The organism is Streptomyces sp. NBC_00442 (genome assembly GCF_036014195.1).
Classification (GTDB): Bacteria; Actinomycetota; Actinomycetes; order Streptomycetales; family Streptomycetaceae; genus Streptomyces.
In genome coordinates this window covers 2,874,642-2,899,040 of sequence record NZ_CP107918.1, presented here as the reverse complement: position 1 = coordinate 2,899,040, position 24,399 = coordinate 2,874,642, and the positions used below count along the sequence as shown (strand labels likewise).

At 67.5% G+C, this 24,399-nt stretch carries 36 protein-coding genes and 1 pseudogene; 34 read left to right on the top strand and 3 right to left on the bottom strand.

Annotated elements, in window-relative coordinates; all coding sequences use genetic code 11:
- Nucleotides 1-3 precede the first annotated feature (3 nt).
- The 30 genes and pseudogenes from rplD (at nucleotide 4) to truA (ending at nucleotide 17,076) form a co-directional block, all read left to right on the top strand.
- Nucleotides 4-654 (top strand): 50S ribosomal protein L4, encoded by a 651-nt coding sequence (gene rplD, locus OG432_RS13005; RefSeq protein ID WP_328310959.1) that lies wholly within the window; start codon nucleotides 4-6, stop codon nucleotides 652-654.
- Nucleotides 654-968, top strand: coding sequence for a 50S ribosomal protein L23 (gene rplW / locus OG432_RS13000; protein ID WP_053727606.1), 315 nt, complete (start codon nucleotides 654-656; stop codon nucleotides 966-968). Before rplD ends, rplW begins: the two co-directional genes overlap by 1 nt.
- A gap of 39 nt (nucleotides 969-1,007) precedes the next feature.
- Nucleotides 1,008-1,844 (top strand): 50S ribosomal protein L2, encoded by an 837-nt coding sequence (gene rplB, locus OG432_RS12995; protein ID WP_053727607.1) that lies wholly within the window; start codon nucleotides 1,008-1,010, stop codon nucleotides 1,842-1,844.
- Nucleotides 1,845-1,856: 12 nt separating this feature from the next.
- Nucleotides 1,857-2,138 (top strand): 30S ribosomal protein S19, encoded by a 282-nt coding sequence (gene rpsS, locus OG432_RS12990; RefSeq protein ID WP_100578122.1) that lies wholly within the window; start codon nucleotides 1,857-1,859, stop codon nucleotides 2,136-2,138.
- A gap of 43 nt (nucleotides 2,139-2,181) precedes the next feature.
- Entirely contained in the window at nucleotides 2,182-2,529 is a 348-nt protein-coding gene (gene rplV, locus OG432_RS12985) for a 50S ribosomal protein L22 (protein ID WP_004571827.1), read from the top strand.
- A complete protein-coding gene (rpsC, locus tag OG432_RS12980) occupies nucleotides 2,529-3,371 on the top strand; it encodes a 30S ribosomal protein S3 (RefSeq protein WP_053727609.1) in 843 nt (280 codons plus the stop codon). Before rplV ends, rpsC begins: the two co-directional genes overlap by 1 nt.
- Nucleotides 3,372-3,376: 5 nt before the next feature.
- On the top strand, nucleotides 3,377-3,796 hold the full coding sequence (gene rplP, locus OG432_RS12975) for a 50S ribosomal protein L16 (protein ID WP_053727610.1): 420 nt from the start codon (nucleotides 3,377-3,379) through the stop codon (nucleotides 3,794-3,796).
- Nucleotides 3,796-4,020 (top strand): 50S ribosomal protein L29, encoded by a 225-nt coding sequence (gene rpmC, locus OG432_RS12970; protein ID WP_003966952.1) that lies wholly within the window; start codon nucleotides 3,796-3,798, stop codon nucleotides 4,018-4,020. Before rplP ends, rpmC begins: the two co-directional genes overlap by 1 nt.
- Complete coding sequence (gene rpsQ, locus OG432_RS12965; protein ID WP_100578124.1) at nucleotides 4,020-4,304, top strand: 30S ribosomal protein S17; 285 nt, start codon at nucleotides 4,020-4,022, stop codon at nucleotides 4,302-4,304. Before rpmC ends, rpsQ begins: the two co-directional genes overlap by 1 nt.
- Nucleotides 4,305-4,418: 114 nt before the next feature.
- Nucleotides 4,419-4,787, top strand: coding sequence for a 50S ribosomal protein L14 (gene rplN / locus OG432_RS12960; RefSeq protein ID WP_053727611.1), 369 nt, complete (start codon nucleotides 4,419-4,421; stop codon nucleotides 4,785-4,787).
- 2 nt (nucleotides 4,788-4,789) lie between these two features.
- Nucleotides 4,790-5,113: a 50S ribosomal protein L24 gene (gene rplX / locus OG432_RS12955; RefSeq protein ID WP_053727612.1), complete on the top strand. Its 324-nt coding sequence runs from the start codon at nucleotides 4,790-4,792 to the stop codon at nucleotides 5,111-5,113.
- Nucleotides 5,113-5,670, top strand: coding sequence for a 50S ribosomal protein L5 (gene rplE, locus OG432_RS12950; RefSeq protein ID WP_267055814.1), 558 nt, complete (start codon nucleotides 5,113-5,115; stop codon nucleotides 5,668-5,670). The genes rplX and rplE overlap by 1 nt, the downstream gene beginning before the upstream one ends.
- Before the next feature lie 5 nt (nucleotides 5,671-5,675).
- The gene (locus OG432_RS12945) at nucleotides 5,676-5,861 is read left to right on the top strand and encodes a type Z 30S ribosomal protein S14 (protein ID WP_003948630.1); all 186 of its coding nucleotides are present in this window, start codon (nucleotides 5,676-5,678) and stop codon (nucleotides 5,859-5,861) included.
- A 223-nt stretch (nucleotides 5,862-6,084) separates the two neighbouring features.
- On the top strand, nucleotides 6,085-6,483 hold the full coding sequence (rpsH, locus tag OG432_RS12940) for a 30S ribosomal protein S8 (RefSeq protein WP_328310945.1): 399 nt from the start codon (nucleotides 6,085-6,087) through the stop codon (nucleotides 6,481-6,483).
- 20 nt (nucleotides 6,484-6,503) lie between these two features.
- Nucleotides 6,504-7,043 (top strand): 50S ribosomal protein L6, encoded by a 540-nt coding sequence (gene rplF / locus OG432_RS12935; protein ID WP_328310944.1) that lies wholly within the window; start codon nucleotides 6,504-6,506, stop codon nucleotides 7,041-7,043.
- A gap of 3 nt (nucleotides 7,044-7,046) precedes the next feature.
- Entirely contained in the window at nucleotides 7,047-7,430 is a 384-nt protein-coding gene (gene rplR, locus OG432_RS12930) for a 50S ribosomal protein L18 (protein ID WP_100578126.1), read from the top strand.
- A gap of 46 nt (nucleotides 7,431-7,476) precedes the next feature.
- On the top strand, nucleotides 7,477-8,079 hold the full coding sequence (gene rpsE / locus OG432_RS12925; protein ID WP_267055816.1) for a 30S ribosomal protein S5: 603 nt from the start codon (nucleotides 7,477-7,479) through the stop codon (nucleotides 8,077-8,079).
- On the top strand, nucleotides 8,079-8,261 hold the full coding sequence (gene rpmD, locus OG432_RS12920; RefSeq protein ID WP_053682614.1) for a 50S ribosomal protein L30: 183 nt from the start codon (nucleotides 8,079-8,081) through the stop codon (nucleotides 8,259-8,261). Before rpsE ends, rpmD begins: the two co-directional genes overlap by 1 nt.
- 1 nt (nucleotide 8,262) lies before the next feature.
- Nucleotides 8,263-8,718, top strand: a complete 456-nt coding sequence (gene rplO, locus OG432_RS12915) for a 50S ribosomal protein L15 (RefSeq protein ID WP_328310939.1) — start codon at nucleotides 8,263-8,265, stop codon at nucleotides 8,716-8,718.
- Between the two features lie 237 nt (nucleotides 8,719-8,955).
- Nucleotides 8,956-10,269: a preprotein translocase subunit SecY gene (gene secY, locus OG432_RS12910; RefSeq protein WP_328310937.1), complete on the top strand. Its 1,314-nt coding sequence runs from the start codon at nucleotides 8,956-8,958 to the stop codon at nucleotides 10,267-10,269.
- The gene (locus OG432_RS12905) at nucleotides 10,269-10,925 is read left to right on the top strand and encodes an adenylate kinase (protein ID WP_328310935.1); all 657 of its coding nucleotides are present in this window, start codon (nucleotides 10,269-10,271) and stop codon (nucleotides 10,923-10,925) included. Before secY ends, OG432_RS12905 begins: the two co-directional genes overlap by 1 nt.
- Before the next feature lie 541 nt (nucleotides 10,926-11,466).
- A complete protein-coding gene (gene map, locus OG432_RS12900) occupies nucleotides 11,467-12,312 on the top strand; it encodes a type I methionyl aminopeptidase (RefSeq protein ID WP_328310933.1) in 846 nt (281 codons plus the stop codon).
- Nucleotides 12,313-12,402: 90 nt separating this feature from the next.
- Nucleotides 12,403-12,561: pseudogene (locus OG432_RS12895) on the top strand (type I methionyl aminopeptidase); the annotation flags it as partial.
- A gap of 185 nt (nucleotides 12,562-12,746) precedes the next feature.
- Nucleotides 12,747-12,968 carry a translation initiation factor IF-1 gene (gene infA, locus OG432_RS12890; protein WP_003956442.1) on the top strand — a complete coding sequence of 74 codons (222 nt, stop codon included), beginning with the start codon at nucleotides 12,747-12,749 and terminating at the stop codon, nucleotides 12,966-12,968.
- A 60-nt stretch (nucleotides 12,969-13,028) separates the two neighbouring features.
- Nucleotides 13,029-13,142: a 50S ribosomal protein L36 gene (rpmJ, locus tag OG432_RS12885; RefSeq protein WP_003956441.1), complete on the top strand. Its 114-nt coding sequence runs from the start codon at nucleotides 13,029-13,031 to the stop codon at nucleotides 13,140-13,142.
- Nucleotides 13,143-13,330: 188 nt separating this feature from the next.
- Nucleotides 13,331-13,711, top strand: coding sequence for a 30S ribosomal protein S13 (gene rpsM / locus OG432_RS12880; RefSeq protein WP_053727621.1), 381 nt, complete (start codon nucleotides 13,331-13,333; stop codon nucleotides 13,709-13,711).
- A 69-nt stretch (nucleotides 13,712-13,780) separates the two neighbouring features.
- Complete coding sequence (gene rpsK, locus OG432_RS12875) at nucleotides 13,781-14,185, top strand: 30S ribosomal protein S11 (protein ID WP_003956432.1); 405 nt, start codon at nucleotides 13,781-13,783, stop codon at nucleotides 14,183-14,185.
- A 237-nt stretch (nucleotides 14,186-14,422) separates the two neighbouring features.
- Entirely contained in the window at nucleotides 14,423-15,445 is a 1,023-nt protein-coding gene (locus OG432_RS12870) for a DNA-directed RNA polymerase subunit alpha (protein WP_010473911.1), read from the top strand.
- Between the two features lie 199 nt (nucleotides 15,446-15,644).
- The gene (gene rplQ, locus OG432_RS12865) at nucleotides 15,645-16,118 is read left to right on the top strand and encodes a 50S ribosomal protein L17 (RefSeq protein ID WP_328310929.1); all 474 of its coding nucleotides are present in this window, start codon (nucleotides 15,645-15,647) and stop codon (nucleotides 16,116-16,118) included.
- 85 nt (nucleotides 16,119-16,203) lie between these two features.
- Nucleotides 16,204-17,076, top strand: a complete 873-nt coding sequence (gene truA / locus OG432_RS12860; RefSeq protein ID WP_328310927.1) for a tRNA pseudouridine(38-40) synthase TruA — start codon at nucleotides 16,204-16,206, stop codon at nucleotides 17,074-17,076.
- 9 nt (nucleotides 17,077-17,085) lie between these two features.
- Here the strand turns inward: truA and OG432_RS12855 are convergent, their stop codons facing one another.
- Nucleotides 17,086-17,931, bottom strand: coding sequence for a hypothetical protein (locus tag OG432_RS12855; RefSeq protein WP_328310925.1), 846 nt, complete (start codon nucleotides 17,929-17,931; stop codon nucleotides 17,086-17,088).
- 57 nt (nucleotides 17,932-17,988) lie between these two features.
- Here OG432_RS12855 and OG432_RS12850 point away from each other — a divergent pair, with 57 nt between their 5' ends.
- From OG432_RS12850 to glmM, 4 genes are all read left to right on the top strand, one after another.
- A complete protein-coding gene (locus tag OG432_RS12850; RefSeq protein ID WP_328310922.1) occupies nucleotides 17,989-19,611 on the top strand; it encodes an ABC-F family ATP-binding cassette domain-containing protein in 1,623 nt (540 codons plus the stop codon).
- A 273-nt stretch (nucleotides 19,612-19,884) separates the two neighbouring features.
- Complete coding sequence (gene rplM, locus OG432_RS12845; protein ID WP_328310920.1) at nucleotides 19,885-20,328, top strand: 50S ribosomal protein L13; 444 nt, start codon at nucleotides 19,885-19,887, stop codon at nucleotides 20,326-20,328.
- Nucleotides 20,329-20,372: 44 nt separating this feature from the next.
- Complete coding sequence (gene rpsI / locus OG432_RS12840) at nucleotides 20,373-20,891, top strand: 30S ribosomal protein S9 (protein ID WP_328310918.1); 519 nt, start codon at nucleotides 20,373-20,375, stop codon at nucleotides 20,889-20,891.
- A 134-nt stretch (nucleotides 20,892-21,025) separates the two neighbouring features.
- Nucleotides 21,026-22,384, top strand: a complete 1,359-nt coding sequence (gene glmM, locus OG432_RS12835) for a phosphoglucosamine mutase (protein ID WP_328310916.1) — start codon at nucleotides 21,026-21,028, stop codon at nucleotides 22,382-22,384.
- On the opposite strand, the gene OG432_RS12830 is transcribed toward glmM, so the two are convergent.
- Complete coding sequence (locus OG432_RS12830) at nucleotides 22,381-23,316, bottom strand: DUF389 domain-containing protein (protein ID WP_328310914.1); 936 nt, start codon at nucleotides 23,314-23,316, stop codon at nucleotides 22,381-22,383. The two genes, glmM and OG432_RS12830, sit on opposite strands and share 4 nt — an antisense overlap.
- A 23-nt stretch (nucleotides 23,317-23,339) precedes the next feature.
- A complete protein-coding gene (coaA, locus tag OG432_RS12825) occupies nucleotides 23,340-24,329 on the bottom strand; it encodes a type I pantothenate kinase (RefSeq protein ID WP_267055827.1) in 990 nt (329 codons plus the stop codon).
- Between the last annotated feature and the right edge of the window lie 70 nt (nucleotides 24,330-24,399).

Genomic DNA, 24,399 nt, shown 5'->3' with positions numbered 1-24,399 from the left:
GTAATGAGCACCATTGACATCCTTTCGCCGGCAGGCGACAAGGCCGGTACCGTCGAGCTCCCCGCGGAGATCTTCGACGCGAAGACCAGCGTTCCGCTGATCCACCAGGTCGTTGTCGCGCAGCTGGCTGCTGCCCGTCAGGGCACGCACAAGACCAAGACCCGCGGCGAAGTCCGTGGTGGTGGCCGCAAGCCGTACCGCCAGAAGGGCACCGGCCGCGCGCGCCAGGGTTCGACCCGTGCGCCGCAGTTCGCCGGCGGTGGCGTCGTCCACGGCCCGCAGCCGCGTGACTACTCGCAGCGCACCCCGAAGAAGATGAAGGCCGCCGCCCTGCGCGGTGCCCTCTCCGACCGGGCGCGCCACTCCCGCATCCACGTCGTCACCGGCGTGGTCGACGGAACGGCTTCCACCAAGGCCGCCAAGACGCTGTTCGGCAAGATCTCGGAGCGCGCCAACCTGCTCCTGGTCGTCGAGCGCGCCGACGAGGCCGCGTGGCTGTCCGCCCGCAACCTGCCCCAGGTCCACATCCTGGAGCCGGGCCAGCTGAACACGTACGACGTGATCGTCTCCGACGACGTGGTCTTCACCCAGGCCGCTTTCGAGTCCTTCGTGTCTGGCCCCAAGGCCGATGACAACGAGGGGAGCGAGGCCTGATGGCCGAGATCACCAGCAAGACCTTCACGGACCCGCGCGACATTCTTGTCAAGCCGGTTGTGTCCGAGAAGAGCTACGCGCTGCTCGACGAGAACAAGTACACGTTCATCGTGAAGCCGGGCTCCAACAAGACCCAGATCAAGCAGGCCGTGGAAGCGGTCTTCTCGGTCAAGGTCACCGGGGTCAACACGATCAACCGCCAGGGCAAGCGCAAGCGCACGAAGACCGGTTTCGGCAAGCGCGCCGACACCAAGCGCGCCATCGTGACCCTTGCTGAGGGCGACCGTATCGACATCTTCGGCCAGGCCTCCTAACGGAGCGCCCTGGTCCGAATATCGGACGAGGACTGAGAAATGGGTATCCGCAAGTACAAGCCGACGACTCCGGGCCGTCGTGGCTCCAGCGTCGCCGACTTCGTCGAGATCACGCGGTCCACGCCGGAGAAGTCGCTGGTCCGCCCCCTGCACAGCAAGGGCGGCCGTAACAACACCGGTCGTGTGACCGTCCGTCACCAGGGCGGTGGCCACAAGCGTGCCTACCGCGTGATCGACTTCCGTCGTCACGACAAGGACGGCGTCCCGGCGAAGGTCGCTCACATCGAGTACGACCCGAACCGCACCGCGCGCATCGCGCTCCTGCACTACGCAGACGGCGAGAAGCGCTACATCATCGCGCCCCGTGGCCTGAGCCAGGGTGACCGCGTTGAGAACGGCCCCGGGGCCGACATCAAGCCGGGCAACAACCTGGCGCTGCGCAACATCCCGGTCGGTACGACCATCCACGCCATCGAGCTGCGTCCCGGCGGCGGTGCGAAGTTCGCCCGCTCCGCGGGTGCTTCGGTGCAGCTGCTGGCGAAGGAGGGCACGATGGCCCACCTTCGTATGCCGTCCGGCGAAATTCGCCTGGTCGACGCCCGCTGCCGCGCCACCATCGGCGAGGTCGGCAACGCCGAGCAGTCGAACATCAACTGGGGCAAGGCCGGCCGTATGCGCTGGAAGGGCGTTCGCCCGTCCGTCCGCGGTGTCGCGATGAACCCGGTTGACCACCCGCACGGTGGTGGTGAGGGCAAGACCAGTGGTGGTCGCCACCCGGTCTCCCCGTGGGGTCAGAAGGAGGGTCGTACTCGCTCGCCGAAGAAGGCATCGAGCAAGTACATCGTCCGCCGCCGCAAGACGAACAAGAAGCGCTAGGAGCGGGTTTAGATGCCGCGCAGTCTCAAGAAGGGACCCTTCGTCGACGGACACCTCGTAAAGAAGGTGGACGCTCAGAACGAAGCTGGAACCAAGAACGTCATCAAGACCTGGTCCCGTCGCTCGATGATCATCCCGGCCATGCTCGGCCACACGATCGCGGTGCACAACGGCAAGACCCACGTCCCGGTGTTTGTCTCCGAGTCGATGGTCGGCCACAAGCTCGGCGAGTTCTCGCCGACTCGCACCTTCCGCGGCCACGTCAAGGACGACCGGAAGTCGAAGCGCCGCTAACGCGGGGTGGGTAACGACTATGACTTACACCGAAGGGACAACCATGGAAGCCAGGGCCCAGGCGCGGTACATCCGCGTCACGCCCATGAAGGCCCGCCGCGTGGTGGACCTTATCCGTGGCATGGATGCCACGGAGGCTCAGGCGGTCCTGCGCTTCGCCCCGCAGGCCGCGAGCGTGCCGGTCGGCAAGGTGCTGGACAGCGCCATTGCCAACGCCGCGCACAACTACGACCACACCGACGCCTCTTCGCTGGTCATCAGCGAGGCGTACGTGGACGAGGGCCCGACCCTGAAGCGGTTCCGTCCGCGTGCTCAGGGCCGTGCCTACCGGATCCGTAAGCGGACCAGCCACATCACCGTGGTCGTCAGCAGCAAGGAAGGAACCCGGTAATGGGCCAGAAGGTAAACCCGCACGGGTTCCGGCTCGGCATTACCACGGACTTCAAGTCCCGTTGGTACGCCGACAAGCTGTACAAGGACTACGTCAAGGAAGACGTCGCCATCCGTCGGATGATGACGTCCGGCATGGAGCGCGCCGGCATCTCGAAGGTTGAGATCGAGCGCACCCGTGACCGCGTGCGGGTGGACATCCACACCGCGCGTCCCGGCATCGTCATCGGCCGCCGTGGCGCCGAGGCCGACCGCATCCGCGGCGACCTCGAGAAGCTCACGGGCAAGCAGGTCCAGCTGAACATCCTCGAGGTCAAGAACCCCGAGATGGACGCTCAGCTGGTCGCTCAGGCCGTTGCCGAGCAGCTCTCCTCCCGCGTCTCCTTCCGTCGTGCCATGCGCAAGAGCATGCAGGGCACCATGAAGGCCGGCGCCAAGGGCATCAAGATCCAGTGTGGCGGCCGTCTCGGCGGCGCCGAGATGTCCCGCTCGGAGTTCTACCGCGAAGGCCGTGTGCCGCTGCACACCCTGCGCGCGAACATCGACTACGGCTTCTTCGAGGCCAAGACGACCTTCGGCCGCATCGGCGTGAAGGTCTGGATCTACAAGGGCGACGTCAAGAACATCGCCGAGGTTCGCGCCGAGAACGCAGCGGCCCGTGCGGGTAACCGCCCGGCCCGTGGTGGCGCCAACGACCGTCCGGCCGGTGGCCGCGGTGGACGTGGCGGCGAGCGTGGCGGTCGCGGCCGCAAGCCGCAGCAGGCTGCGCCGGCTGCCGAGGCCCCCAAGGCCGAGGCTCCCGCCGCCGCCGCTCCGGCTGAGAGCACCGGAACGGAGGCCTGACCGAAATGCTGATCCCCCGTAGGGTCAAGCACCGCAAGCAGCACCACCCCAAGCGCCGCGGTATGGCCAAGGGTGGTACGACGGTTGCGTTCGGCGAGTACGGCATTCAGGCCCTCACGCCGGCGTACGTGACCAACCGCCAGATCGAGGCGGCTCGTATCGCGATGACCCGCCACATCAAGCGTGGCGGCAAGGTCTGGATCAACATCTACCCGGACCGCCCCCTGACGAAGAAGCCTGCCGAGACCCGCATGGGTTCCGGTAAGGGTTCTCCGGAGTGGTGGGTCGCGAACGTTCACCCGGGCCGGGTGATGTTCGAGCTGTCCTACCCGAACGAGAAGATTGCTCGTGAGGCGCTCACGCGAGCCGCTCACAAGCTCCCGATGAAGTGCCGCATTGTCCGGCGCGAGGCAGGTGAGGCGTGATGTCGGCCGGAACCAAGGCGTCCGAACTGCGCGAGCTGGGCGACGAGGAGCTCCTCAACAAGCTCCGCGAAGCCAAGGAAGAGCTGTTCAACCTCCGCTTCCAGGCGGCGACGGGCCAGCTCGAGAACCACGGTCGGCTCAAGTCCGTCCGTAAGGACATCGCCCGGATCTACACCCTGATGCGCGAGCGCGAGCTGGGCATCGAGACGGTGGAGAGCGCCTGATGAGCGAGAAGAATGTGACTGAGACGACTGAAGCGCGCGGTTTCCGCAAGACCCGTGAGGGTCTGGTCGTCAGCGACAAGATGGACAAGACCGTCGTCGTCGCTGTCGAGGACCGTGTGAAGCACGCGCTGTACGGCAAGGTCATCCGCCGTACGAACAAGCTCAAGGCGCACGACGAGCAGAACGCTGCCGGCGTCGGCGACCGCGTCCTCATCATGGAGACGCGTCCGCTGTCGGCGAGCAAGCGCTGGCGCATCGTCGAGATCCTCGAGAAGGCCAAGTAAGGAAATTCTCTGGGGGGTTTCCCTCAGAGTGGTTCCGCCAGGCTCGGTGGGGGCCGCACCTCGTAAGAGGTCCGTGGCCCCCGCCGGGAACCGGCAGACGATCAGGAGATAGACGTGATCCAGCAGGAGTCGCGACTGCGCGTCGCCGACAACACTGGTGCGAAGGAAATCCTTTGCATCCGTGTGCTCGGTGGCTCCGGTCGCCGCTACGCGGGTATCGGTGACGTCATCGTCGCTACCGTCAAGGACGCGATCCCCGGTGGCAACGTGAAGAAGGGCGACGTCGTCAAGGCTGTCGTCGTGCGCACCGTCAAGGAGCGTCGTCGTCAGGACGGCTCGTACATCCGCTTCGACGAGAACGCGGCCGTCATCCTCAAGAACGATGGCGACCCCCGCGGCACCCGCATCTTCGGCCCGGTGGGCCGGGAGCTGCGCGAGAAGAAGTTCATGAAGATCATCTCGCTCGCGCCGGAGGTGCTGTAAGCATGAAGATCAAGAAGGGCGACCTGGTTCAGGTCATCACCGGTAAGGACAAGGGCAAGCAGGGCAAGGTCATCGCGGCCTTCCCCCGCGAGGACCGCGTCCTGGTCGAGGGTGTCAACCGGGTCAAGAAGCACACCAAGGCCGGCCAGACCGCTCGCGGTTCGCAGACCGGTGGCATTGTGACGACCGAGGCCCCGATCCACGTGAGCAACGTTCAGCTCGTCGTGGAGAAGGACGGCAACAAGGTCGTTACCCGCGTCGGTTTCCGCTTCGACGACGAGGGCAACAAGATCCGCGTTGCCAAGCGGACGGGTGAGGACATCTGATGGCTACCACCACCACTCCGCGTCTCAAGACGAAGTACCGCGAGGAGATCGCGGGCAAGCTGCGTGACGAGTTCTCGTACGAGAACGTCATGCAGATCCCCGGCCTCGTGAAGATCGTGGTCAACATGGGTGTGGGCGACGCCGCCCGCGACTCCAAGCTGATGGACGGCGCGGTTCGCGACCTCACCACGATCACCGGACAGAAGCCGGCCGTCACCAAGGCCCGCAAGTCCATCGCGCAGTTCAAGCTGCGCGAGGGTCAGCCGATCGGCTGCCACGTCACCCTCCGTGGTGACCGCATGTGGGAGTTCCTGGACCGTACGCTGTCGCTCGCGCTGCCGCGTATCCGTGACTTCCGTGGTCTGTCGCCGAAGCAGTTCGACGGCCGTGGCAACTACACCTTCGGTCTCACGGAGCAGGTCATGTTCCACGAGATCGACCAGGACAAGATCGACCGTACCCGGGGTATGGACATCACCGTGGTCACCACGGCGACCAACGACGACGAGGGCCGCGCCCTCCTTCGTCACCTCGGCTTCCCCTTCAAGGAGGCGTAAGCGAGATGGCGAAGAAGGCTCTCATCGCGAAGGCTGCCCGCAAGCCCAAGTTCGGTGTGCGCGGTTACACGCGCTGCCAGCGTTGCGGTCGTCCCCACTCCGTTTACCGCAAGTTCGGCCTGTGCCGCGTGTGCCTCCGTGAGATGGCTCACCGTGGCGAGCTGCCGGGCGTGACCAAGAGCTCCTGGTAATTCCCCGCTGTCCTTAGGGACTTGGGAATTTCCGGACGCTCTCGGTAAGTATCTGGTCGGCGGAGGCCCGACTCCCCATGCCGTAGGCTTGTGGGGTTGGGCGTCCGCCGCCCATAACGACTTACTACGCCGTAGGTCCCCGCACCGCACCCGTCCCGCCACTGAGTGGGGAGAGGGATGGCGCATACAGGAAACCGCGGCGAGAGAGGCCGAAGGCCGATTCATGACCATGACTGACCCGATCGCAGACATGCTCACTCGTCTGCGCAACGCTAACTCGGCGTACCACGACTCCGTCGTGATGCCGCACAGCAAGATCAAGTCGCACATCGCGGAGATCCTCCAGCAGGAGGGCTTCATCACTGGCTGGAAGGTCGAGGACGCCGAAGTCGGCAAGAGCCTCGTCCTCGAGCTGAAGTTCGGGCCGAACCGTGAGCGCTCCATCGCGGGCATCAAGCGGATCTCGAAGCCCGGTCTGCGTGTGTACGCGAAGTCCACCAACCTGCCGAAGGTGCTCGGCGGCCTGGGCGTGGCGATCATCTCCACGTCCCACGGTCTGCTCACCGGCCAGCAGGCAGGCAAGAAGGGCGTAGGTGGGGAAGTCCTCGCCTACGTCTGGTAGTCGGGAACGGAGGAAAAGCAATGTCGCGAATCGGCAAGCTCCCCATCCAGGTTCCCGCCGGTGTGGACGTCACCATCGATGGCCGCACGGTCCACGTGAAGGGCCCCAAGGGTTCCCTCACGCACGCTGTTGCGGCTCCCATCGAGATCGTGAAGGGTGAGGACGGCGTTCTGAACGTCACCCGCCCCAACGACGAGCGTCAGAACAAGGCCCTGCACGGCCTGTCCCGCACGCTGGTGGCCAACATGATCACCGGTGTGACCCAGGGGTACATCAAGGCGCTCGAAATCAGCGGTGTCGGTTACCGCGTCCAGGCGAAGGGCTCCACTCTGGAGTTCGCGCTGGGATACAGCCACCCCATCACCGTCGAGGCCCCCGAAGGCATCACCTTCAAGGTCGAGTCGCCCACGAAGTTCTCGGTCGAGGGCATCGACAAGCAGAAGGTCGGCGAGGTCGCCGCGAACATCCGCAAGCTGCGGAAGCCCGACCCGTACAAGGCCAAGGGTGTCAAGTACGCCGGCGAAGTCATCCGCCGCAAGGTCGGAAAGGCTGGTAAGTAAGCCATGGCATACGGTGTGAAGATCGCCAAGGGCGACGCTTACAAGCGTGCCGCCAAGGCACGTCGCCACGTCCGCATCCGCAAGCACGTGTCGGGTACGGCGGAGCGTCCGCGCCTCGTCGTGACGCGTTCCAACCGCGGAATCACCGCTCAGGTCATCGACGACCTCAAGGGTCACACCCTGGCGTCGGCGTCGACTCTGGACGCGTCGATCCGTGGTGGCGAGGGCGACAAGTCCGCGCAGGCCAAGTCGGTCGGCGCCCTGGTCGCCGAGCGCGCCAAGGCCGCCGGCGTCGAGACCGTCGTGTTCGACCGTGGTGGCAACAGGTACGCCGGGCGCATTGCCGCTCTGGCTGACGCCGCCCGCGAAGCCGGGCTGAAGTTCTAAGCCCCGGTTCCGGGACTAACGGACGTAACAGAGAGAGGTAAATCCAATGGCTGGACCCCAGCGCCGCGGAAGCGGTGCCGGTGGCGGCGAGCGGCGGGACCGGAAGGGTCGCGACGGTGGCGCTGCCGCCGAGAAGACCGCTTACGTTGAGCGCGTCGTCGCGATCAACCGCGTTGCCAAGGTTGTCAAGGGTGGTCGCCGCTTCAGCTTCACCGCGCTGGTCGTGGTGGGCGACGGTGACGGCACCGTAGGTGTCGGATACGGCAAGGCCAAGGAAGTTCCCGCGGCCATCGCCAAGGGTGTCGAGGAAGCCAAGAAGAACTTCTTCAAGGTTCCGCGCATCCAGGGCACGATCCCTCACCCGATCACGGGCGAGCGTGCCGCGGGCGTCGTGCTTCTGAAGCCGGCCGCCCCCGGTACCGGTGTTATCGCCGGTGGCCCGGTGCGCGCCGTTCTGGAGTGCGCCGGCGTTCACGACATCCTGTCGAAGTCGCTCGGCTCTTCCAACGCGATCAACATCGTGCACGCGACCGTGGCGGCCCTCAAGGGCCTGCAGCGTCCCGAGGAGATCGCGGCCCGCCGCGGTCTGCCCCTCGAGGCCGTCGCCCCCGCGGCTCTGCTCCGTGCTCGTGCGGGAGCGGGTGTCTAATGGCCCGCCTCAAGATCACGCAGACGAAGTCGTACATCGGCAGCAAGCAGAACCACCGCGACACCCTGCGTTCGCTCGGGCTCAAGCGCCTGAACGACGTGGTTGTCAAGGAGGACCGCCCCGAGTTCCGCGGCATGGTGCAGACCGTCCGCCACCTCGTGACGGTTGAGGAGGTCGACTGACATGGGTGAGAACAGCCCGCTGAAGGCCCATAACCTCCGTCCTGCTCCGGGCGCCAAGACCGCCAAGACCCGTGTGGGTCGTGGTGAGGCGTCCAAGGGTAAGACCGCAGGTCGTGGTACCAAGGGTACGAAGGCCCGCTACCAGGTTCCGCAGCGCTTCGAGGGTGGCCAGATGCCCCTCCACATGCGCCTGCCGAAGCTGAAGGGCTTCAAGAACCCGTTCCGCACCGAGTTCCAGGTCGTGAACCTGGACAAGCTCGGCGCTCTCTACCCCGAGGGTGGAGAGGTCACGGTGGCCGACCTGGTCGCCAAGGGCGCGGTTCGCAAGAACAGCCTCGTCAAGGTCCTGGGCCAGGGCGAGATCTCCGTGGCGCTGCAGGTTTCGGTTGACGCCGTTTCCGGCTCCGCCAAGGAGAAGATTGCCGCCGCCGGCGGCACCGTCACCGAGCTCGTCTGAGACAGCTTGATGGCTTGAACATCCGACCGGGGATGCCTCTCAAATGGGGCATCCCCGGTTGGTCGTTCCTAGGGGGGCACGGTCGCCGGTAAGGTGGCGTGCACTGTCTAAGTTCCGTGCTGTGTGCCTGGACGGCTACGGCACGGATTTTTGGCAGATCAAGACCTTCAATCCCTTATTCGTCGAACCTCAAGACCGTCACCCTGACGCACGTGCGCGGGGGTCGCAGGAGGCACCGTGCTCACCGCGTTCGCCCAGGCGTTCAAGACGCCTGACCTGCGCAAGAAGCTGCTCTTCACACTCGGCATCATCGTGATCTACCGGCTCGGCACGCATGTGCCGATGCCCGGCGTGAACTACAAGAACGTGCAGACCTGTGTGGACCAGGCTCAGCAGAACAGTGGTCTGTTCGGCCTGGTGAACATGTTCAGCGGCGGCGCGCTGCTGCAGATCACGATCTTCGCGCTCGGCATCATGCCGTACATCACGGCGAGCATCATTCTGCAGCTGCTGACCGTGGTGATCCCGCGCCTGGAAGCCCTCAAGAAGGAGGGCCAGGCGGGCACGGCGAAGATCACGCAGTACACGCGTTATCTGACCGTGGCGCTGGCGATCCTCCAGGGCACCGGTCTCGTGGCCACGGCCCGCAGCGGCGCCCTCTTCAACGGGTGCCAGGTCGCCACCGAGATCATCCCGAACCGTTCGATCTTCACCACCATCACGATGGTCATCACGATGACCGCCGGTACCGCCTGTGTCATGTGGCTCGGTGAGGTCATCACCGACCGCGGCATCGGCAACGGCATGTCCATCCTGATGTTCATCTCGATCGCTTCCAGCTTCCCGAGCTCCCTGTGGGCCATCAAGAAGCAGGGCCACCTGGCCGGCGGCTGGATCGAGTTCGGCACCGTGCTCTTGGTGGGCCTGGTCATGGTCGGGCTCGTGGTCTTCGTCGAACAGGCACAGCGGCGCGTCCCGGTGCAGTACGCGAAGCGCATGATCGGCCGCAGGTCGTACGGCGGAACCTCGACCTACATTCCGCTGAAGGTCAATCAGGCCGGTGTGATCCCCGTCATCTTCGCCTCGTCGCTGCTCTACATCCCGGCATTGATCGTCCAGTTCTCGAACTCGACGGCCGGCTGGGCGACCTGGGTCAAGGACAATTTGACCAAGGGCGACCATCCTTACTACATCGTCAGCTACTTCCTGCTGATCGTTTTCTTCGCGTTCTTCTACGTGGCGATCTCGTTCAACCCCGAGGAAGTCGCCGACAACATGAAGAAGTATGGTGGCTTCATCCCGGGCATCCGGGCTGGCCGACCGACCGCTGAGTACCTGAGCTACGTACTCAACCGGATCACCTGGCCGGGGTCGCTGTATCTGGGGCTGATCGCGCTCGTACCGACAATGGCGTTGATCATCTTCGGCGGCGTCCAGAGCTTCCCGCTCGGCGGGACGAGCATCCTGATCATCGTGGGTGTGGGTCTGGAAACCGTTAAGCAGATCGAGAGCCAGCTTCAGCAGCGCAATTACGAAGGGTTCCTCCGCTGATGCGAATCGTCCTCGTCGGACCGCCCGGTGCAGGCAAGGGAACGCAGGCCGCGTTCCTTGCCCAGAACCTGGCGATCCCGCACATCTCCACGGGCGACCTCTTCCGTGCCAACATCAGCCAGGGCACGGAGCTGGGCAAGGCTGCCAAGGCCTTCATGGATGACGGCCAGCTGGTGCCGGACGAGGTCACCATCGGGATGGCCAAGGACCGCATGGCCGAGCCGGACGCCGAGAACGGCTTCCTGCTCGACGGCTTCCCGCGCAACGTGGTGCAGGCCGAGGCGCTCGACAAGGTACTGAAGGCGGACGGCGTCACGCTCGACGCGGTGCTCGACCTGGAAGTCCCGGAGGACGAGGTCGTCAAGCGGATCGCCGGCCGGCGGATCTGCCGCAAGGACAGCGCGCACGTCTTCCACGTGGCGTACAACGCCCCGCAGCAGGACGGTGTCTGCGACAAGTGCGGCGGTGAGCTGTACCAGCGCGCTGACGACACCGAGGACACCGTGCGCAAGCGGCTCGAGGTCTACCACAGCGAGACCGAGCCGATCATCGACTACTACCGGGCGCAGGGGCTGGTCATCACGATCACCGCGCTCGGCAAGGTGAACGCGGTCACTCAGAAGGCGATGGACGCGTTGCGTCGCGAAGCGGCGTAGTTCTCGCGGTCGGTGCGTGCTGCTTGCGGCCGCGGTGCCCCTCACGGGGGGTGCCGCGGCCGTTTCGCGTCCCTGGCCACTTCCCTGGGGCTCCGCCCCAGACCCCGTATCGCGCGTTTTCCCACCCACCCGCCCGTGCGGGGAGTTGAGAGGCTCGGCTCCCTGGGGCTCTGCCCCAGACCCCGTTCGCGCCTGAAGGGCGCTCGTCCTCAATCTCCCCCAAGGCCTTAAGGGCCAGGGGGGACCCCCATGACGGGCTGAGGATGTCCATGCTGGCCGGCACCGGATACCTGAGGGGCGCGGGGAACTGCGCGAGACGCGGGCACGGTCCGCGGACGAAGGCGGGTTTAGGGCGCGGGGAACTGCGCGGGCAAGCACGTACGGGCTCGCGCCCGCACGCGAAGGCGGACCGGGGTTTTAGGGGCGCGGGGAACTGCGCGCTGGCCGCAGCTGGAGGCGAGCCCATGGGGATCCGGGCGCGACCGGGGACGCCGTATCGTTGTGGGTGACCCGTAGCCGTCCAGAAAGGCGTGAGCCGCACATGGTGGAGATCAAGACCCCCGAGCAGATCGCGAAGATGCGCGAGGCGGGGCTGGTCGTCGCCGCGATCCACGCCGCCACCCGCGAGGCCGCGGTGCCCGGGTCCACGACGAAGGACCTGGACGAGGTCGCCCGCAAGGTGATCGCCGAGCACGGCGCGAAGTCGAACTTCCTGGGGTACGGCGGGTTCCCCGCCACGATCTGCACCTCGGTCAACGAGGTCGTCGTGCACGGCATCCCGGACGACAAGACCGTCCTCAAGGACGGCGACATCATCTCCATCGACGCCGGCGCGATCATCGACGGCTGGCACGGCGACGCCGCGTACACCGCGTTCGTGGGCTCCGGGCACGCGCCCGAGCTGATCGAGCTCTCCCGGGTCACCGAGGAATCGATGTGGGCCGGCATCGCCGCGGTGAAGAAGGGCAACAAGCTCGTCGACGTCTCGCGCGCGATCGAGTCGTACATCCGGCGCCAGCCGCGCCCCTCGACCGGCAAGTACGGGATCGTCGAGGACTACGGGGGCCACGGCATCGGGTCCGAGATGCACATGGACCCGCACCTCCTGAACTACGTCGACAAGCGCCGCATGCTCGGCCGCCACAACCCGAAGCTCATCCCCGGCTTCTGCCTCGCGATCGAACCGATGGTCTCCCTCGGCACTGCCCGCACGGAGGTCCTGGAGGATGACTGGACCGTCATCACGACGGACGGTTCGTGGTCCTCGCACTGGGAGCATTCGGTGGCGCTGACGGAAAGTGGTCCGCTGGTTCTGACGATGCCGGACGGTGGCAGGGCGAAGCTGGCGGAGTACGGGGTCACGACGGCGCCGGACCCGCTGGGCTGAGGGGTTGCCGGCCGGAGGCCGGCGCAGCCGGCTCGAAGCTTGTGAGGCGCCCCGGCGCCGAGCCCGCGAGAGCGGCGTGGGGGATAGGTCGACTGGACCGTCATCACGACGGACGGTTCGTGGTCCTCGCACTGGGAGCATTCGGTGGCGCTGACGGAAAGTGGTCCGCTGGTTCTGACGATGCCGGACGGTGGCAGGGCGAAGCTGGCGGAGTACGGGGTCACGACGGCGCCGGACCCGCTGGGCTGAGCGCGCGCGACCCGCTGTGCCAGACACGTACGTCAGGCCGCTTAAGGATCTACGATGGCGGGCAAACTCCCCGGATTCGTCTTTTCGAGTGGCCTGTCGTAGACTGATGCGTCGGCTCTCGTGTACCCGTGTGTCCACACACGGCTGCGGGAGTCGATCAAGGTAGCCGATTCGAAAGGCGAAGCGTGGCCAAGAAGCAAGGTGCCATCGAAATCGAGGGCACCGTGATCGAGTCCCTCCCGAACGCCATGTTCAAGGTGGAACTTCAGAACGGTCACAAAGTCCTCGCGCACATCAGCGGCAAGATGCGGATGCACTACATCCGTATCCTCCCGGATGACCGGGTCGTGGTGGAGCTCTCTCCGTACGACCTGACGCGTGGCCGGATCGTCTACCGGTACAAGTAGATCTTGCCCACGTCGCCTTTACGGGCGGCGGTGGCACTGACCCGGAGAACCTGACATCCCATGAAGGTCAAGCCGAGCGTCAAGAAGATCTGCGACAAGTGCAAGGTGATCCGCCGTCACGGCCGGGTCATGGTCATCTGCGACAACCTGCGCCACAAGCAGCGCCAGGGCTGACGCACGCCGACCGACCTGCACTCCGCAGTTCTTCGAGCGACGCGAGCAAACGTACATACGCAGCGCCCACCTGGCCGGTTTCCCCGGCTGGTGACACCTCCGGCGGGGGCCGGGGACCCGAAACGTACCTAGTACGGCGGTCGGGAGCGGTGCTGTGGAAGACCCCCGAAAACAACTGGAGCCAGTAAATGGCACGCGTTTCCGGTGTCGACATCCCGCGCGAAAAGCGCGTGGAGATCGCACTCACCTACGTCTTCGGTATCGGGCGTACCCGGTCCAAGGAGATCCTCGCCTCGACCGGCGTGAACCCCAACACCCGCGTTCGTGACCTGGCCGAAGAGGACCTGGTCAAGATCCGCGAGTACGTGGACGCCAACCTCCGCACCGAGGGTGACCTTCGCCGTGAGGTCGCCGCCGACATCCGCCGCAAGGTCGAGATCGGCTGCTACCAGGGTCTGCGTCACCGTCGTGGTCTGCCGGTCCACGGCCAGCGCACCAGCACGAACGCTCGTACCCGCAAGGGCCCGCGTCGCGCCATCGCCGGTAAGAAGAAGCCGGGCAAGAAGTAGTCCACAGCGGACGCTTTTCAGCGGTCTTCGCTGTAGGACCGATCACCTCCCCTCCATCTGGAGTAAGACATGCCCCCCAAGGGTCGTCAGGGCGCTGCCAAGAAGGTGCGCCGCAAGGAAAAGAAGAACGTCGCTCACGGCCACGCGCACATCAAGAGCACGTTCAACAACACCATCGTCTCGATCACGGACCCCTCGGGCAACGTGATCTCCTGGGCGTCCGCCGGCCACGTCGGCTTCAAGGGCTCCCGCAAGTCGACTCCGTTCGCCGCGCAGATGGCCGCCGAGTCGGCCGCCCGCCGCGCGCAGGAGCACGGCATGCGCAAGGTTGACGTCTTCGTCAAGGGTCCGGGCTCCGGCCGCGAGACCGCGATCCGCTCCCTCCAGGCCACTGGCCTCGAGGTCGGTTCGATCCAGGACGTCACCCCGACGCCGCACAACGGCTGCCGTCCGCCCAAGCGCCGCCGCGTCTGACGCACGGCTGGGCATCGGCTCGGCGGTCGGCTGGGGGTCCGGGGGTTATCCCCCGGGATATCGCAGCACGGCTGCCGTCCCCCGAAGCGCCGCCGCGTCTGACGCACGGCTGCTTCAAGGATTGCCTTGAAGGCTCGGGCGGTACGGCTCATTCGGGCCGTGCCGCCCGTACCCTTGCAGTACGCAGTACCCAGCAGGGCATCAAATAGTGGGTGCCCATGACTGAAGGATCTCCCCATGCTTATCGCTCAGCGCCCTTCGCTGACCGAAGAGGTTGTTGACGAGTACCGCTCGCGGTTCGTCATCGAGCCCCTGGAGCCCGGTTTCGGCTACACGCTCGGCAACTCCCTGCGTCGTACGCTCCTCTCCTCGATCCCCGGTGCCGCTGTCACCAGCATCCGGATCGACGGTGTCCTGCACGAGTTCACCACCGTGCCGGGCGTCAAGGAGGACGTCACCGACCTCATCCTGAACATCAAGCAGCTGGTCGTCTCCTCGGAGCACGACGAGCCGGTCGTGATGTACCTGCGCAAGCAGGGTCCCGGCCTGGTCACCGCTGCTGACATCGCCCCGCCGGCCGGTGTCGAGGTGCACAACCCCGACCTGGTGCTCGCCACGCTCAACGGCAAGGGCAAGCTGGAGATGGAGCTGACCGTCGAGCGCGGTCGCGGCTACGTCTCCGCGGTGCAGAACAAGCAGCTGGGCCAGGAGATCGGCCGCATCCCGGTCGACTCCATCTACTCCCCGGTGCTCAAGGTCACGTACAAGGTCGAGGCGACCCGTGTCGAGCAGCGCACCGACTTCGACAAGCTGATCGTCGACGTCGAGACCAAGCAGGCCATGCGTCCCCGTGACGCCATGGCGTCGGCCGGTAAGACCCTGGTCGAGCTGTTCGGCCTGGCGCGCGAGCTCAACATCGACGCCGAGGGCATCGACATGGGCCCGTCCCCGACGGACGCCGCCCTCGCCGCCGATCTCGCCCTGCCGATCGAGGAGCTCGAGCTCACCGTTCGGTCGTACAACTGCCTCAAGCGCGAGGGCATCCACTCCGTGGGTGAGCTCGTGGCGCGCTCCGAGGCGGACCTGCTCGACATCCGCAACTTCGGTGCGAAGTCGATCGACGAGGTCAAGGCGAAGCTGGCCGGTATGGGCCTCGCGCTGAAGGACTCGCCTCCCGGCTTCGACCCGACCGCCGCGGCCGACGCGTTCGGCGCGGACGACGATGCCGACGCCGGCTTCGTGGAGACCGAGCAGTACTAAGACGCTCCGCGGGGAGGCTGTACTGCTTCTGCGGGCCCGGCTCCGGCTGGGCGCGCCCACGCGACGGAGTCGCACATCGACTCTTCCCCGCGCCCCTTCCAAGCCCCTTCGGGGGCTTGGATCTCCGACAGGTAACCGCCTGCTCGGACACTGACATCGGTACCTCGTACGGCCGGTGCAGATCACTAGGAGAATCACCATGCCGCGTCCCGCAAAGGGTGCTCGTCTCGGCGGCAGCGCCGCGCACGAGAAGCTGCTCCTCGCCAACCTGGCGAAGTCGCTCTTCGAGCACGGCCGGATCACGACGACCGAGGCCAAGGCCCGTCGCCTGCGTCCCGTCGCCGAGCGCCTGATCACCAAGGCGAAGAAGGGCGACATCCACAACCGTCGCCTGGTGCTGCAGACGATCACCGACAAGGGCATCGTCCACACCCTCTTCACCGAGATCGCGCCCCGCTACGAGGAGCGTCCGGGTGGCTACACCCGTATCACCAAGATCGGCAACCGTCGTGGTGACAACGCGCCGATGGCCGTGATCGAGCTGGTCGAGGGCGAGATCGCCAAGAAGGCGACCGTCGCCGAGGCCGAGGCCGCCACCGTGCGCGCCGTCAAGGAGTCCGAGGCCAAGGCCGAGGACACCAAGCCGGCCGACGACGAGGCCAAGGACGCGTAAGCGTTCTTGAAGGCTGTGGACGGGCCCGTTCCCTTCGGGGGGCGGGCCCGTTCCGCTGTGTGGATGCTCTGAGAGGAACGCTTACGTGAGCGATGAGGTGGAGCCCGGCCACGTCCGGGTGCGTCTTGACCTGTCGTACGACGGCAAGGACTTCTCCGGCTGGGCCCGGCAGCCGCTCGGCCGCCGGACCGTGCAGGGCGAGATCGAGGACGCGCTGCGCACGGTGACCCGGTCGGACGTGACGTACGCCCTGACGGTCGCCGGCCGCACCGATGCCGGGGTGCACGCGCGCGGCCAGGTCGCGCACGTGGACCTGCCCGAGCAGGTGTGGGCCGAGCACCGCGAGAAGCTGCTGCGGCGCCTGGCCGGGCGGCTTCCGCACGATGTCCGGATCTGGCGGGTGGCCGAGGCGCCGAGCGGGTTCAACGCGCGGTTCGCGGCGATCTGGCGCCGGTACGCGTACCGGGTGACGGACGACGTGGGCGGCGTCGACCCGCTGTTGCGCGGTCATGTGCTGTGGCACGACTGGGAGTTGGACGTCGACGCGATGAACGCGGCGTCCGCGCCGCTGCTGGGCGAGCACGACTTCGCGGCGTACTGCAAGAAGCGCGAGGGCGCCACCACGATCCGTACGCTTCAGGAGCTGTCCTGGGTGCGCGGCGACGACGGGATCGTCACGGCGACCGTGCGCGCGGACGCCTTCTGCCACAACATGGTGCGCTCCCTGGTGGGTGCGCTCCTGCACGTGGGCGACGGGCACCGGGCCGTGGAGTGGCCCGGCGCGGTCCTCGCGGCCGCGGTGCGCGACTCCTCCGTCCACGTGGTGAAGCCGCACGGCCTCACCCTGGAGGAAGTCGGCTACCCGGCCGACGCGTTGCTGGCCGCGCGCAGCAAGGAGGCACGCAACGTCCGTACGCTGCCCGGGAGTTCGGGCCGGGCTGCGGGCGGGTGCTGCTGACGGGAACCGTCACCCCGCCGGGGCCGTCGCGGCTGCCTGGGCTTCGGACTGGCCGCGGGCGACGATCTGACGGAAGGTGAATTCGGCCAGGTCGTCGCCCGCGGCGAAGGCGTTCTTGTCGTCCTTGGTGACGCTCTTGCCGTTGGTGTAGCCGCTGATGCTGAAGTAGGCGTACCGGCCGTAGGAGTTGAACAGGTTGCGGCAGACCGCGTGGCCGCCGTCGCAGAATCCGGGGACGCCCGAGCCGGCCAGCGGGGCGAGGCCGATGCCCGCCTGCTGCTTGGCGTGCAGCGCCTTGGCCTCGGTCGGGAAGGTGGCCACGCCGATGGTCACCGCGACGCCGTCCCGCACGTAGGTGGCCCGGAAGACCTGGTCGCAGCCGTCGGCGGTCAGGGTGGAGCCGAGCGAACCGCGGGTGGCGGAGGCGCAGTTGGCGGTCCGGGCGGTGGCGCCCTTGGTGTACGTACGGTCGCCCGCCGTCAGGGACTTGCCGGGGAAGAGCGTGTCGACGCTCAGCGGGGCCGTGTCCTTCTTCGCGTCGGATATGAAGTCGTGCGGGTTGGGCGGTGGCGGCGGGGCCACCTTGGAGAACGAGGGCTGCGGGTGGGCGCTGTCGCTGGGCAGCGCCGGGGGAGAGGGCAGCGCGCTCGCGGACTTCCCGTCGTCCTTGGACCCCGCGGTGACGATGACGGTGGCCACCACCGCGACGACCGCCGCCGTGGCGAGCGCGCCGCCGCCGATGTACAGCCACTTGCGGCGCCGGTTGCGTGTGGCCGACGCGTCGGCCAGGGCCGCCCAGTCCGGTGTCTGCTGATCCCCCGGGCCCCACCCGGGTCCCCCTTGCCCAAAGCTCATGCCGCGCATCCTAATTCGATTGTTCAGGGGGGTAGGGACTGGGCGACAATCCGCAGCATGGGACATCTAGAGGCTGCACACCTGGAGTACTACCTGCCGGACGGGCGGGTGCTGCTCGGCGACGCGTCGTTCCGGGTGGCGGAGGGCTCGGTGGTGGCCCTGGTCGGCGCCAACGGAGCCGGCAAGACGACGCTGCTCCGGATCATCTCCGGCGAGCTCCAGGCGCACGGCGGCTCGGTGACCGTGAGCGGCGGGCTCGGGGTGATGCCGCAGTTCGTCGGCTCGGTGCGCGACGAGCGGACCGTGCGTGACCTGCTGGTCTCCGTGGCCCAGCCGCGGATCAAGGAGGCCGCCGCGGAGGTCGACGCGGCCGAGCACCTGATCATGACGGTCGACGACGAGGCCGCGCAGATGCGCTACGCGCAGGCGCTCAGCGACTGGGCCGAGGCGCACGGGTACGAGGCCGAGACGGTGTGGGACATGTGCACCATGGCCGCGCTCGGGATGCCGTACGACAAGGCCCAGTTCCGCGAGGTACGCACGCTCAGCGGCGGCGAGCAGAAGCGACTCGTGCTCGAAGCGCTGCTTCGGGGGCCCGACGAGGTGCTGCTCCTGGACGAGCCGGACAACTACCTGGACGTGCCGGGCAAGCGCTGGCTGGAGGAGCGGCTGCGCGAGACCCGCAAGACCGTCCTGTTCGTCTCGCACGACCGGGAGCTGCTCTCGCGGGCCGCCGAGCGGATCGTGAGCCTGGAGCCGAGCCCGGCGGGGACGGACGTGTGGGTGCACGGCGCCGGATTCGGCACGTACCACGAGGCCCGGCGCGAGCGGTTCGCGCGCTTCGAGGAGCTCAAGCGGCGCTGGGACGAGGAGCACGCCCGGCTGAAGGCGCTGGTCCTGCGGCTGCGCAACCAGGCCGCGATCAGCCCCGACATGGCGTCGCGCTACCACGCGATGCAGACGCGCTTCAAGCGGTTCGAGGACGCGGGGCCGCCCCCGGAGCCGCCGCGCGAGCAGGAGATCACCATGCGGCTGCGCGGCGGCCGTACCGGTGTGCGCGCCCTGACCTGCGAGAACCTTGAGCTGACCGGTCTGATGAAGCCGTTCTCGCTGGAGGTCTTCTACGGCGAGCGGGTCGCGGTCCTCGGCTCCAACGGCTCCGGGAAGTCGCACTTCCTGCGGATGCTCGCGGGGGACCCGTCGGTGGCGTACACGGGGAACTGGAAGCTGGGGGCGCGCGTCGTTCCCGGGCACTTCGCGCAGACCCACGCCCACCCCGAGCTGCTCGGGCGGACCCTCGTCGACATCCTGTGGAGCGAGCACGCCAAGGACCGCGGGGCCGCGATGTCGGTCCTGCGCCGTTACGAGCTGGAGCGGCAGGGCGACCAGCCCTTCGAGAAGCTCTCGGGAGGCCAGCAGGCCCGCTTCCAGATCCTGCTCCTGGAGCTGGCCGGCACCACCGCGCTGCTGCTCGACGAGCCGACGGACAACCTGGACCTGGAGTCGGCCGAGGCGCTCCAGGACGGTCTTGAGTCGTACGACGGGACGGTGCTCGCGGTCACGCACGACCGCTGGTTCTCGAAGTCGTTCGACCGCTATCTGGTCTTCGGCTCGGACGGAGTGGTGCGCGAGACGCCGGAGCCGGTGTGGGACGAGCGCCGCGTGGAGCGGGCGCGCTAGACGTTCGCGCAGGCCAGAGGCCGTGAGGGGCGAACCCGGGCAGGTGGCGCCGGGCGGTTTTGACCCGCCGGGGTGCGCCCGGGTAGTCTTCTGGTTTGTTATGCGTATTGGCTAGGTCGTTCTCACGCGATGAGCTCTTACGCAGGTTCTCTGGAGCAGTTACCAGTGACTCGCATACGGGCAGTGTCCCCGGCACTGTGAGTCCCAGCTGCATGATCGCTTCAGGGTGCAAATGTGTTTGGACCCCATCCACTAAGAAGCGAAGGCTACGAAGTGCGTACGTACAGCCCCAAGCCCGGCGACATCACTCGCCAGTGGCACGTCATTGATGCCCAGGACGTCGTCCTGGGGCGTCTGGCGACCACCGCCGCGAACCTCCTCCGCGGCAAGCACAAGCCCGTCTATGCGCCCCACATGGACATGGGTGACTTCGTCATCATCATCAACGCCGACAAGGTTCACCTGTCCGGCAACAAGAAGACCCAGAAGATGGCCTACCGCCACTCCGGCTACCCGGGCGGTCTCCGCGCGGTGCGCTACGACGACCTCCTGGCGAACAACCCGGAGAAGGCCGTCGAGAAGGCCATCAAGGGCATGATCCCGAAGAACACCCTGGGCCGTCAGATGCTCTCGAAGCTGAAGGTCTACTCGGGCGACCAGCACCCCCACGCTGCCCAGCAGCCGGTGCCGTTCGAGATCACCCAGGTCGCGCAGTAGTTCCGGCCACACCCCCTAAGACAGAAAAGAATCTGAGGAGCATCGTGGCCGAGACCACTGTCGAGACCCCCGTCGAGGGCGAAGAGACCTACGCGGAGGTCACCACCTTCGAGTCCGAGGTCCCCGTCGAGGGCGAGTACACCACCGAGTCGATGGCGTCCCGCTTCGGCGACCCGCAGCCGGCCGCCGGCCTGGGCCGTCGCAAGAACGCCATCGCCCGCGTCCGGATCGTTCCGGGCACCGGCAAGTGGAAGATCAACGGGCGTACGCTCGAGGACTACTTCCCGAACAAGGTCCACCAGCAGGAAGTCAACGAGCCCTTCAAGGTGCTCGAGCTCGACAACCGCTACGACGTCATCGCCCGCATCTCGGGTGGCGGCGTGTCCGGTCAGGCCGGCGCCCTGCGCCTCGGCGTGGCCCGCGCGCTGAACGAGGCCGACGTGGACAACAACCGCGCCACCCTCAAGAAGGCCGGCTTCCTCTCCCGCGACGACCGTGCGGTCGAGCGCAAGAAGGCCGGTCTCAAGAAGGCCCGCAAGGCTCCGCAGTACAGCAAGCGCTAAATCCGCGCCTGCCACTACGGCTCTCGTTCGCCCCGGCAGCACCTTCCGTGCTGCCGGGGCGTTCGTCTATCCACCCCGCAGTTATTTACCCCGCAGTTATCTACCCCGCATTTTCAGGTTTTCGGAGGACAGACGTGGGACGACTCTTCGGCACGGACGGCGTGCGCGGTGTCGCCAACTCGGATCTGACGGCGGAGCTCGCGCTCGGCCTGTCGGTCGCGGCGGCACATGTGCTCGCCGAAGCGGGGACCTTCGAGGGGCATCGGCCGACCGCCGTGGTCGGGCGTGACCCCCGGGCGTCGGGAGAGTTCCTCGAGGCCGCGGTCGTCGCGGGCCTCGCGAGCGCGGGCGTGGACGTCCTGCGGGTCGGTGTGCTGCCCACCCCCGCGGTGGCGTACCTCACCGGCGTGCTCGGCGCCGACCTCGGCGTGATGCTCTCGGCCAGCCACAACGCCATGCCGGACAACGGTGTCAAGTTCTTCGCGCGCGGCGGCCACAAGCTCGCCGACGAGCTGGAGGACCGCATCGAGTCGATCTACGAGCAGCACCGCACGGGCGCCCCGTGGGAGCGGCCGACCGGCGCCGGCGTGGGCCGCATCCGCTCCTACGGCGAGGGCTTCGACCGGTACGTCGCCCACCTCATCGGGGTGCTGCCCAACCGCCTCGACGGCCTGAAGGTCGTCCTGGACGAGGCGCACGGCGCGGCCGCCCGGGTCTCGCCCGAGGCGTTCGCGCGGGCCGGCGCCGAGGTCGTCACCATCGGTGCCGAGCCGGACGGGCTCAACATCAACGACGGCTGCGGCTCCACCCACCTCGACCTCCTCAAGGCGGCCGTCGTGGAGCACGGCGCCGACCTCGGCATCGCGCACGACGGCGACGCCGACCGCTGCCTCGCCGTGGACGCGGAGGGCAACGAGGTCGACGGCGACCAGATCCTCGCGGTGCTCGCGCTCGCCATGCGCGAGGCGGGCACGCTGCGCGGCAACACCGTCGTCGGCACCGTGATGTCCAACCTGGGCTTCAAGCTGGCCATGGAGGGCGAGGGCATCCAGCTCGTCCAGACCGGCGTCGGCGACCGCTACGTCCTGGAGTCGATGAAGGAGCACGGGTACGCGCTCGGCGGCGAGCAGTCCGGCCACGTGATCATCCTGGACCACGCGACCACCGGTGACGGCACGCTGACCGGCCTGATGCTGGCCGCCCGCGTCGCCGCGACCCGCCGCACCCTGGCCGACCTCGCCGGGGTGATGACGCGCCTGCCGCAGGTCCTGGTCAACGTCCCCGACGTCGACAAGTCCCGCGTCGCGACCTGCGCCGAACTGGGGGTCGCCGTCAACGAGGCCGAGCGCGAGCTGGGCGCCACCGGGCGGGTGCTGCTGCGCCCCTCCGGCACCGAGCCGCTGGTCCGCGTGATGGTCGAGGCCGCCGACATCGAGCACGCCCGCTCGGTCGCGGGCCGGCTCGCCGACGTGGTCAAGTCGACGCTGGGTTAGGCCGGTCGACGCTTGCGCTGTCTCGCCCAGAGGGCTTTCTGGGCGAGCAGCGTGAACGTCCCGGACAGGACGATGCCGCCCAGGTTGGCGAGCAGTTGCCAGCTGGAGCCCCAGGCCTGGCCGTAGTCCTCGTAGCTGAACGCCATCGCGGCATTGGCCGCGGCCGGGACCGTGGTCACCGAGATCGCCACGCCGATCAGCGCACCGGACTTCGCCGAGGTGAGAGAGAGCGTTCCCGCGACACCCGCCAGGAACGCCACCACGAACGACATCCAGTCGGGCTGGAAGATGAACGCGGTGTTGGGCCGGGGCGCCTCGATCATCGACTGGTCGAAGAGGCCGAGCAGCTCCATCAGCCACCCGAACCCGGCGGTCAGGAGCATGGCGGCGGCGAAGCCCACCACCAGCGCGACCAGGGAGCGCCACGCGAGGCGCGGGGCGCCCCGCACCAGGGCGGTGCAGATTCCGGCGAGCGGCCCGAACTCGGGGCCCACCGCCATGGCGCCCACGATCAGGATCGCGTTGTCGAGCATCACACCGCACGCCGCGAGCATCGTCGCGAGGGCGAGGAACGCCACGTAGGTCACCGACAGCGTCGACTCCTCGTGCGTGGCGTCGGTCAGCGACTCCCACAGGACCGCGTCGGCGCCCTCGCCCGGGGCATCCGCCTCGGCCTTGTCGGCGCGCCGTGAGAGCGAGAGATCGATGTGATCGACGGCGATCGAGCCGTCGCGGTCGAGACCCATCGCCCGCAGGGCGGAGATGAGCGTGTCACCGGCCTCGCGGGCCACGTCGCACAGCACGAGGTCGCCCACCGGGTTGCGGGCCGCGCCCGGCAGCACCACGAGGTGGGCGGTGCCCACCGTCGACTCCACGGTGCGGACCACCTCGTCGGTGCGGTCGGCGGGCACGATCAGACGCAGGTGCAGCACGGTTCCTCGTGGGGGTCGGAGCGTCAGAGCTTGCGCAGGGAGATCTTCTGGATCTTGTGGTCGGGTCCCTTGCGCACGACGAGGGTGGCGCGGCCGCGCGTGGGCGCCACGTTCTCCACCAGGTTGGGCCGGTTGATGGTCCGCCAGGTCGTACGGGCGTAGTCCAGGGCCTCCTCCTCGGAGACCTGGGTGTACTTGCGGAAGTACGAGAACGGGTTCTGGAAGGCCGTCTCGCGCAGCTTGCGGAACCGGTTGAGGTACCAGGTCTCGATGTCCTCGGTACGGGCGTCGACGTACACACTGAAGTCGAAGTAGTCCGCGAGGCCCACCCGGGTGCGGCCGTCCTGGCCGGGCAGGGCGGGCTGAAGGACGTTGAGGCCCTCCACGATCAGGATGTCCGGGCGGCGCACCACGAGCCGCTCGTCCGGCACGATGTCGTAGATCAGGTGCGAGTAGACGGGCGCGGTGACCTCGTCCTTGCCCGCCTTGATGTCCGCGACGAACCGGGTCAGCGCCCGGCGGTCGTACGACTCGGGGAACCCCTTGCGCGACATCAGGCCGCGCCGCTCCAGCTCCGCCATCGGATACAGGAAGCCGTCGGTGGTGACCAGCTCGACCCTCGGGTGCTCGGGCCAGCGGGCGAGCAGCGCCTGGAGCAGTCGGGCCACCGTCGACTTGCCCACGGCCACCGACCCGGCGACCCCTATGACGAACGGGGTGCCGTGCTGGGTGCCGTGCCCGTTGCCCGCGTCGCCCAGGAACGTGTTGAGGGTGCCGCGCAGATGAGCGGTCGCCTCCACGTACAGGTTGAGCAGCCGGGACAGCGGCAGATAGATGTCGCGCACTTCATCGAGGTCGATGACGTCGCCGAGTCCGCGCAGGCGCTCGACCTCGTCGGCGGTCAGCGGCAGCGGCGTCTTGTCACGCAGCGCGCTCCACTCTGCGCGTGTCAGGTCCACATAGGGAGTCGCCTCCGGCTTGCGGTGGGCGCTCCGTGGCGGCGAAGTGATCACGACTCCATTGTTGCGGCTGTATGACGTGCGTGGGGGGTGGGGTGGGTCACTTGCCGTAAGCCGCGAAATG

What these genes read in the sequence shown, in the direction of transcription:
- rplD (WP_328310959.1), top strand. Translation starts at nt 4, where the DNA reads ATGAGCACCATTGACATCCTTTCGCCGGCAGGCGACAAGGCCGGTACC.
- rplW (WP_053727606.1), top strand. Translation starts at nt 654, where the DNA reads ATGGCCGAGATCACCAGCAAGACCTTCACGGACCCGCGCGACATTCTT.
- rplB (WP_053727607.1), top strand. Translation starts at nt 1,008, where the DNA reads ATGGGTATCCGCAAGTACAAGCCGACGACTCCGGGCCGTCGTGGCTCC.
- rpsS (WP_100578122.1), top strand. Translation starts at nt 1,857, where the DNA reads ATGCCGCGCAGTCTCAAGAAGGGACCCTTCGTCGACGGACACCTCGTA.
- rplV (WP_004571827.1), top strand. Translation starts at nt 2,182, where the DNA reads ATGGAAGCCAGGGCCCAGGCGCGGTACATCCGCGTCACGCCCATGAAG.
- rpsC (WP_053727609.1), top strand. Translation starts at nt 2,529, where the DNA reads ATGGGCCAGAAGGTAAACCCGCACGGGTTCCGGCTCGGCATTACCACG.
- rplP (WP_053727610.1), top strand. Translation starts at nt 3,377, where the DNA reads ATGCTGATCCCCCGTAGGGTCAAGCACCGCAAGCAGCACCACCCCAAG.
- rpmC (WP_003966952.1), top strand. Translation starts at nt 3,796, where the DNA reads ATGTCGGCCGGAACCAAGGCGTCCGAACTGCGCGAGCTGGGCGACGAG.
- rpsQ (WP_100578124.1), top strand. Translation starts at nt 4,020, where the DNA reads ATGAGCGAGAAGAATGTGACTGAGACGACTGAAGCGCGCGGTTTCCGC.
- rplX (WP_053727612.1), top strand. Translation starts at nt 4,790, where the DNA reads ATGAAGATCAAGAAGGGCGACCTGGTTCAGGTCATCACCGGTAAGGAC.
- rplE (WP_267055814.1), top strand. Translation starts at nt 5,113, where the DNA reads ATGGCTACCACCACCACTCCGCGTCTCAAGACGAAGTACCGCGAGGAG.
- OG432_RS12945 (WP_003948630.1), top strand. Translation starts at nt 5,676, where the DNA reads ATGGCGAAGAAGGCTCTCATCGCGAAGGCTGCCCGCAAGCCCAAGTTC.
- rpsH (WP_328310945.1), top strand. Translation starts at nt 6,085, where the DNA reads ATGACCATGACTGACCCGATCGCAGACATGCTCACTCGTCTGCGCAAC.
- rplF (WP_328310944.1), top strand. Translation starts at nt 6,504, where the DNA reads ATGTCGCGAATCGGCAAGCTCCCCATCCAGGTTCCCGCCGGTGTGGAC.
- rplR (WP_100578126.1), top strand. Translation starts at nt 7,047, where the DNA reads ATGGCATACGGTGTGAAGATCGCCAAGGGCGACGCTTACAAGCGTGCC.
- rpsE (WP_267055816.1), top strand. Translation starts at nt 7,477, where the DNA reads ATGGCTGGACCCCAGCGCCGCGGAAGCGGTGCCGGTGGCGGCGAGCGG.
- rpmD (WP_053682614.1), top strand. Translation starts at nt 8,079, where the DNA reads ATGGCCCGCCTCAAGATCACGCAGACGAAGTCGTACATCGGCAGCAAG.
- rplO (WP_328310939.1), top strand. Translation starts at nt 8,263, where the DNA reads ATGGGTGAGAACAGCCCGCTGAAGGCCCATAACCTCCGTCCTGCTCCG.
- OG432_RS12905 (WP_328310935.1), top strand. Translation starts at nt 10,269, where the DNA reads ATGCGAATCGTCCTCGTCGGACCGCCCGGTGCAGGCAAGGGAACGCAG.
- map (WP_328310933.1), top strand. Translation starts at nt 11,467, where the DNA reads ATGGTGGAGATCAAGACCCCCGAGCAGATCGCGAAGATGCGCGAGGCG.
- rpmJ (WP_003956441.1), top strand. Translation starts at nt 13,029, where the DNA reads ATGAAGGTCAAGCCGAGCGTCAAGAAGATCTGCGACAAGTGCAAGGTG.
- rpsM (WP_053727621.1), top strand. Translation starts at nt 13,331, where the DNA reads ATGGCACGCGTTTCCGGTGTCGACATCCCGCGCGAAAAGCGCGTGGAG.
- rpsK (WP_003956432.1), top strand. Translation starts at nt 13,781, where the DNA reads ATGCCCCCCAAGGGTCGTCAGGGCGCTGCCAAGAAGGTGCGCCGCAAG.
- OG432_RS12870 (WP_010473911.1), top strand. Translation starts at nt 14,423, where the DNA reads ATGCTTATCGCTCAGCGCCCTTCGCTGACCGAAGAGGTTGTTGACGAG.
- rplQ (WP_328310929.1), top strand. Translation starts at nt 15,645, where the DNA reads ATGCCGCGTCCCGCAAAGGGTGCTCGTCTCGGCGGCAGCGCCGCGCAC.
- OG432_RS12855 (WP_328310925.1), bottom strand. Translation starts at nt 17,931, where the DNA reads ATGAGCTTTGGGCAAGGGGGACCCGGGTGGGGCCCGGGGGATCAGCAG.
- OG432_RS12850 (WP_328310922.1), top strand. Translation starts at nt 17,989, where the DNA reads ATGGGACATCTAGAGGCTGCACACCTGGAGTACTACCTGCCGGACGGG.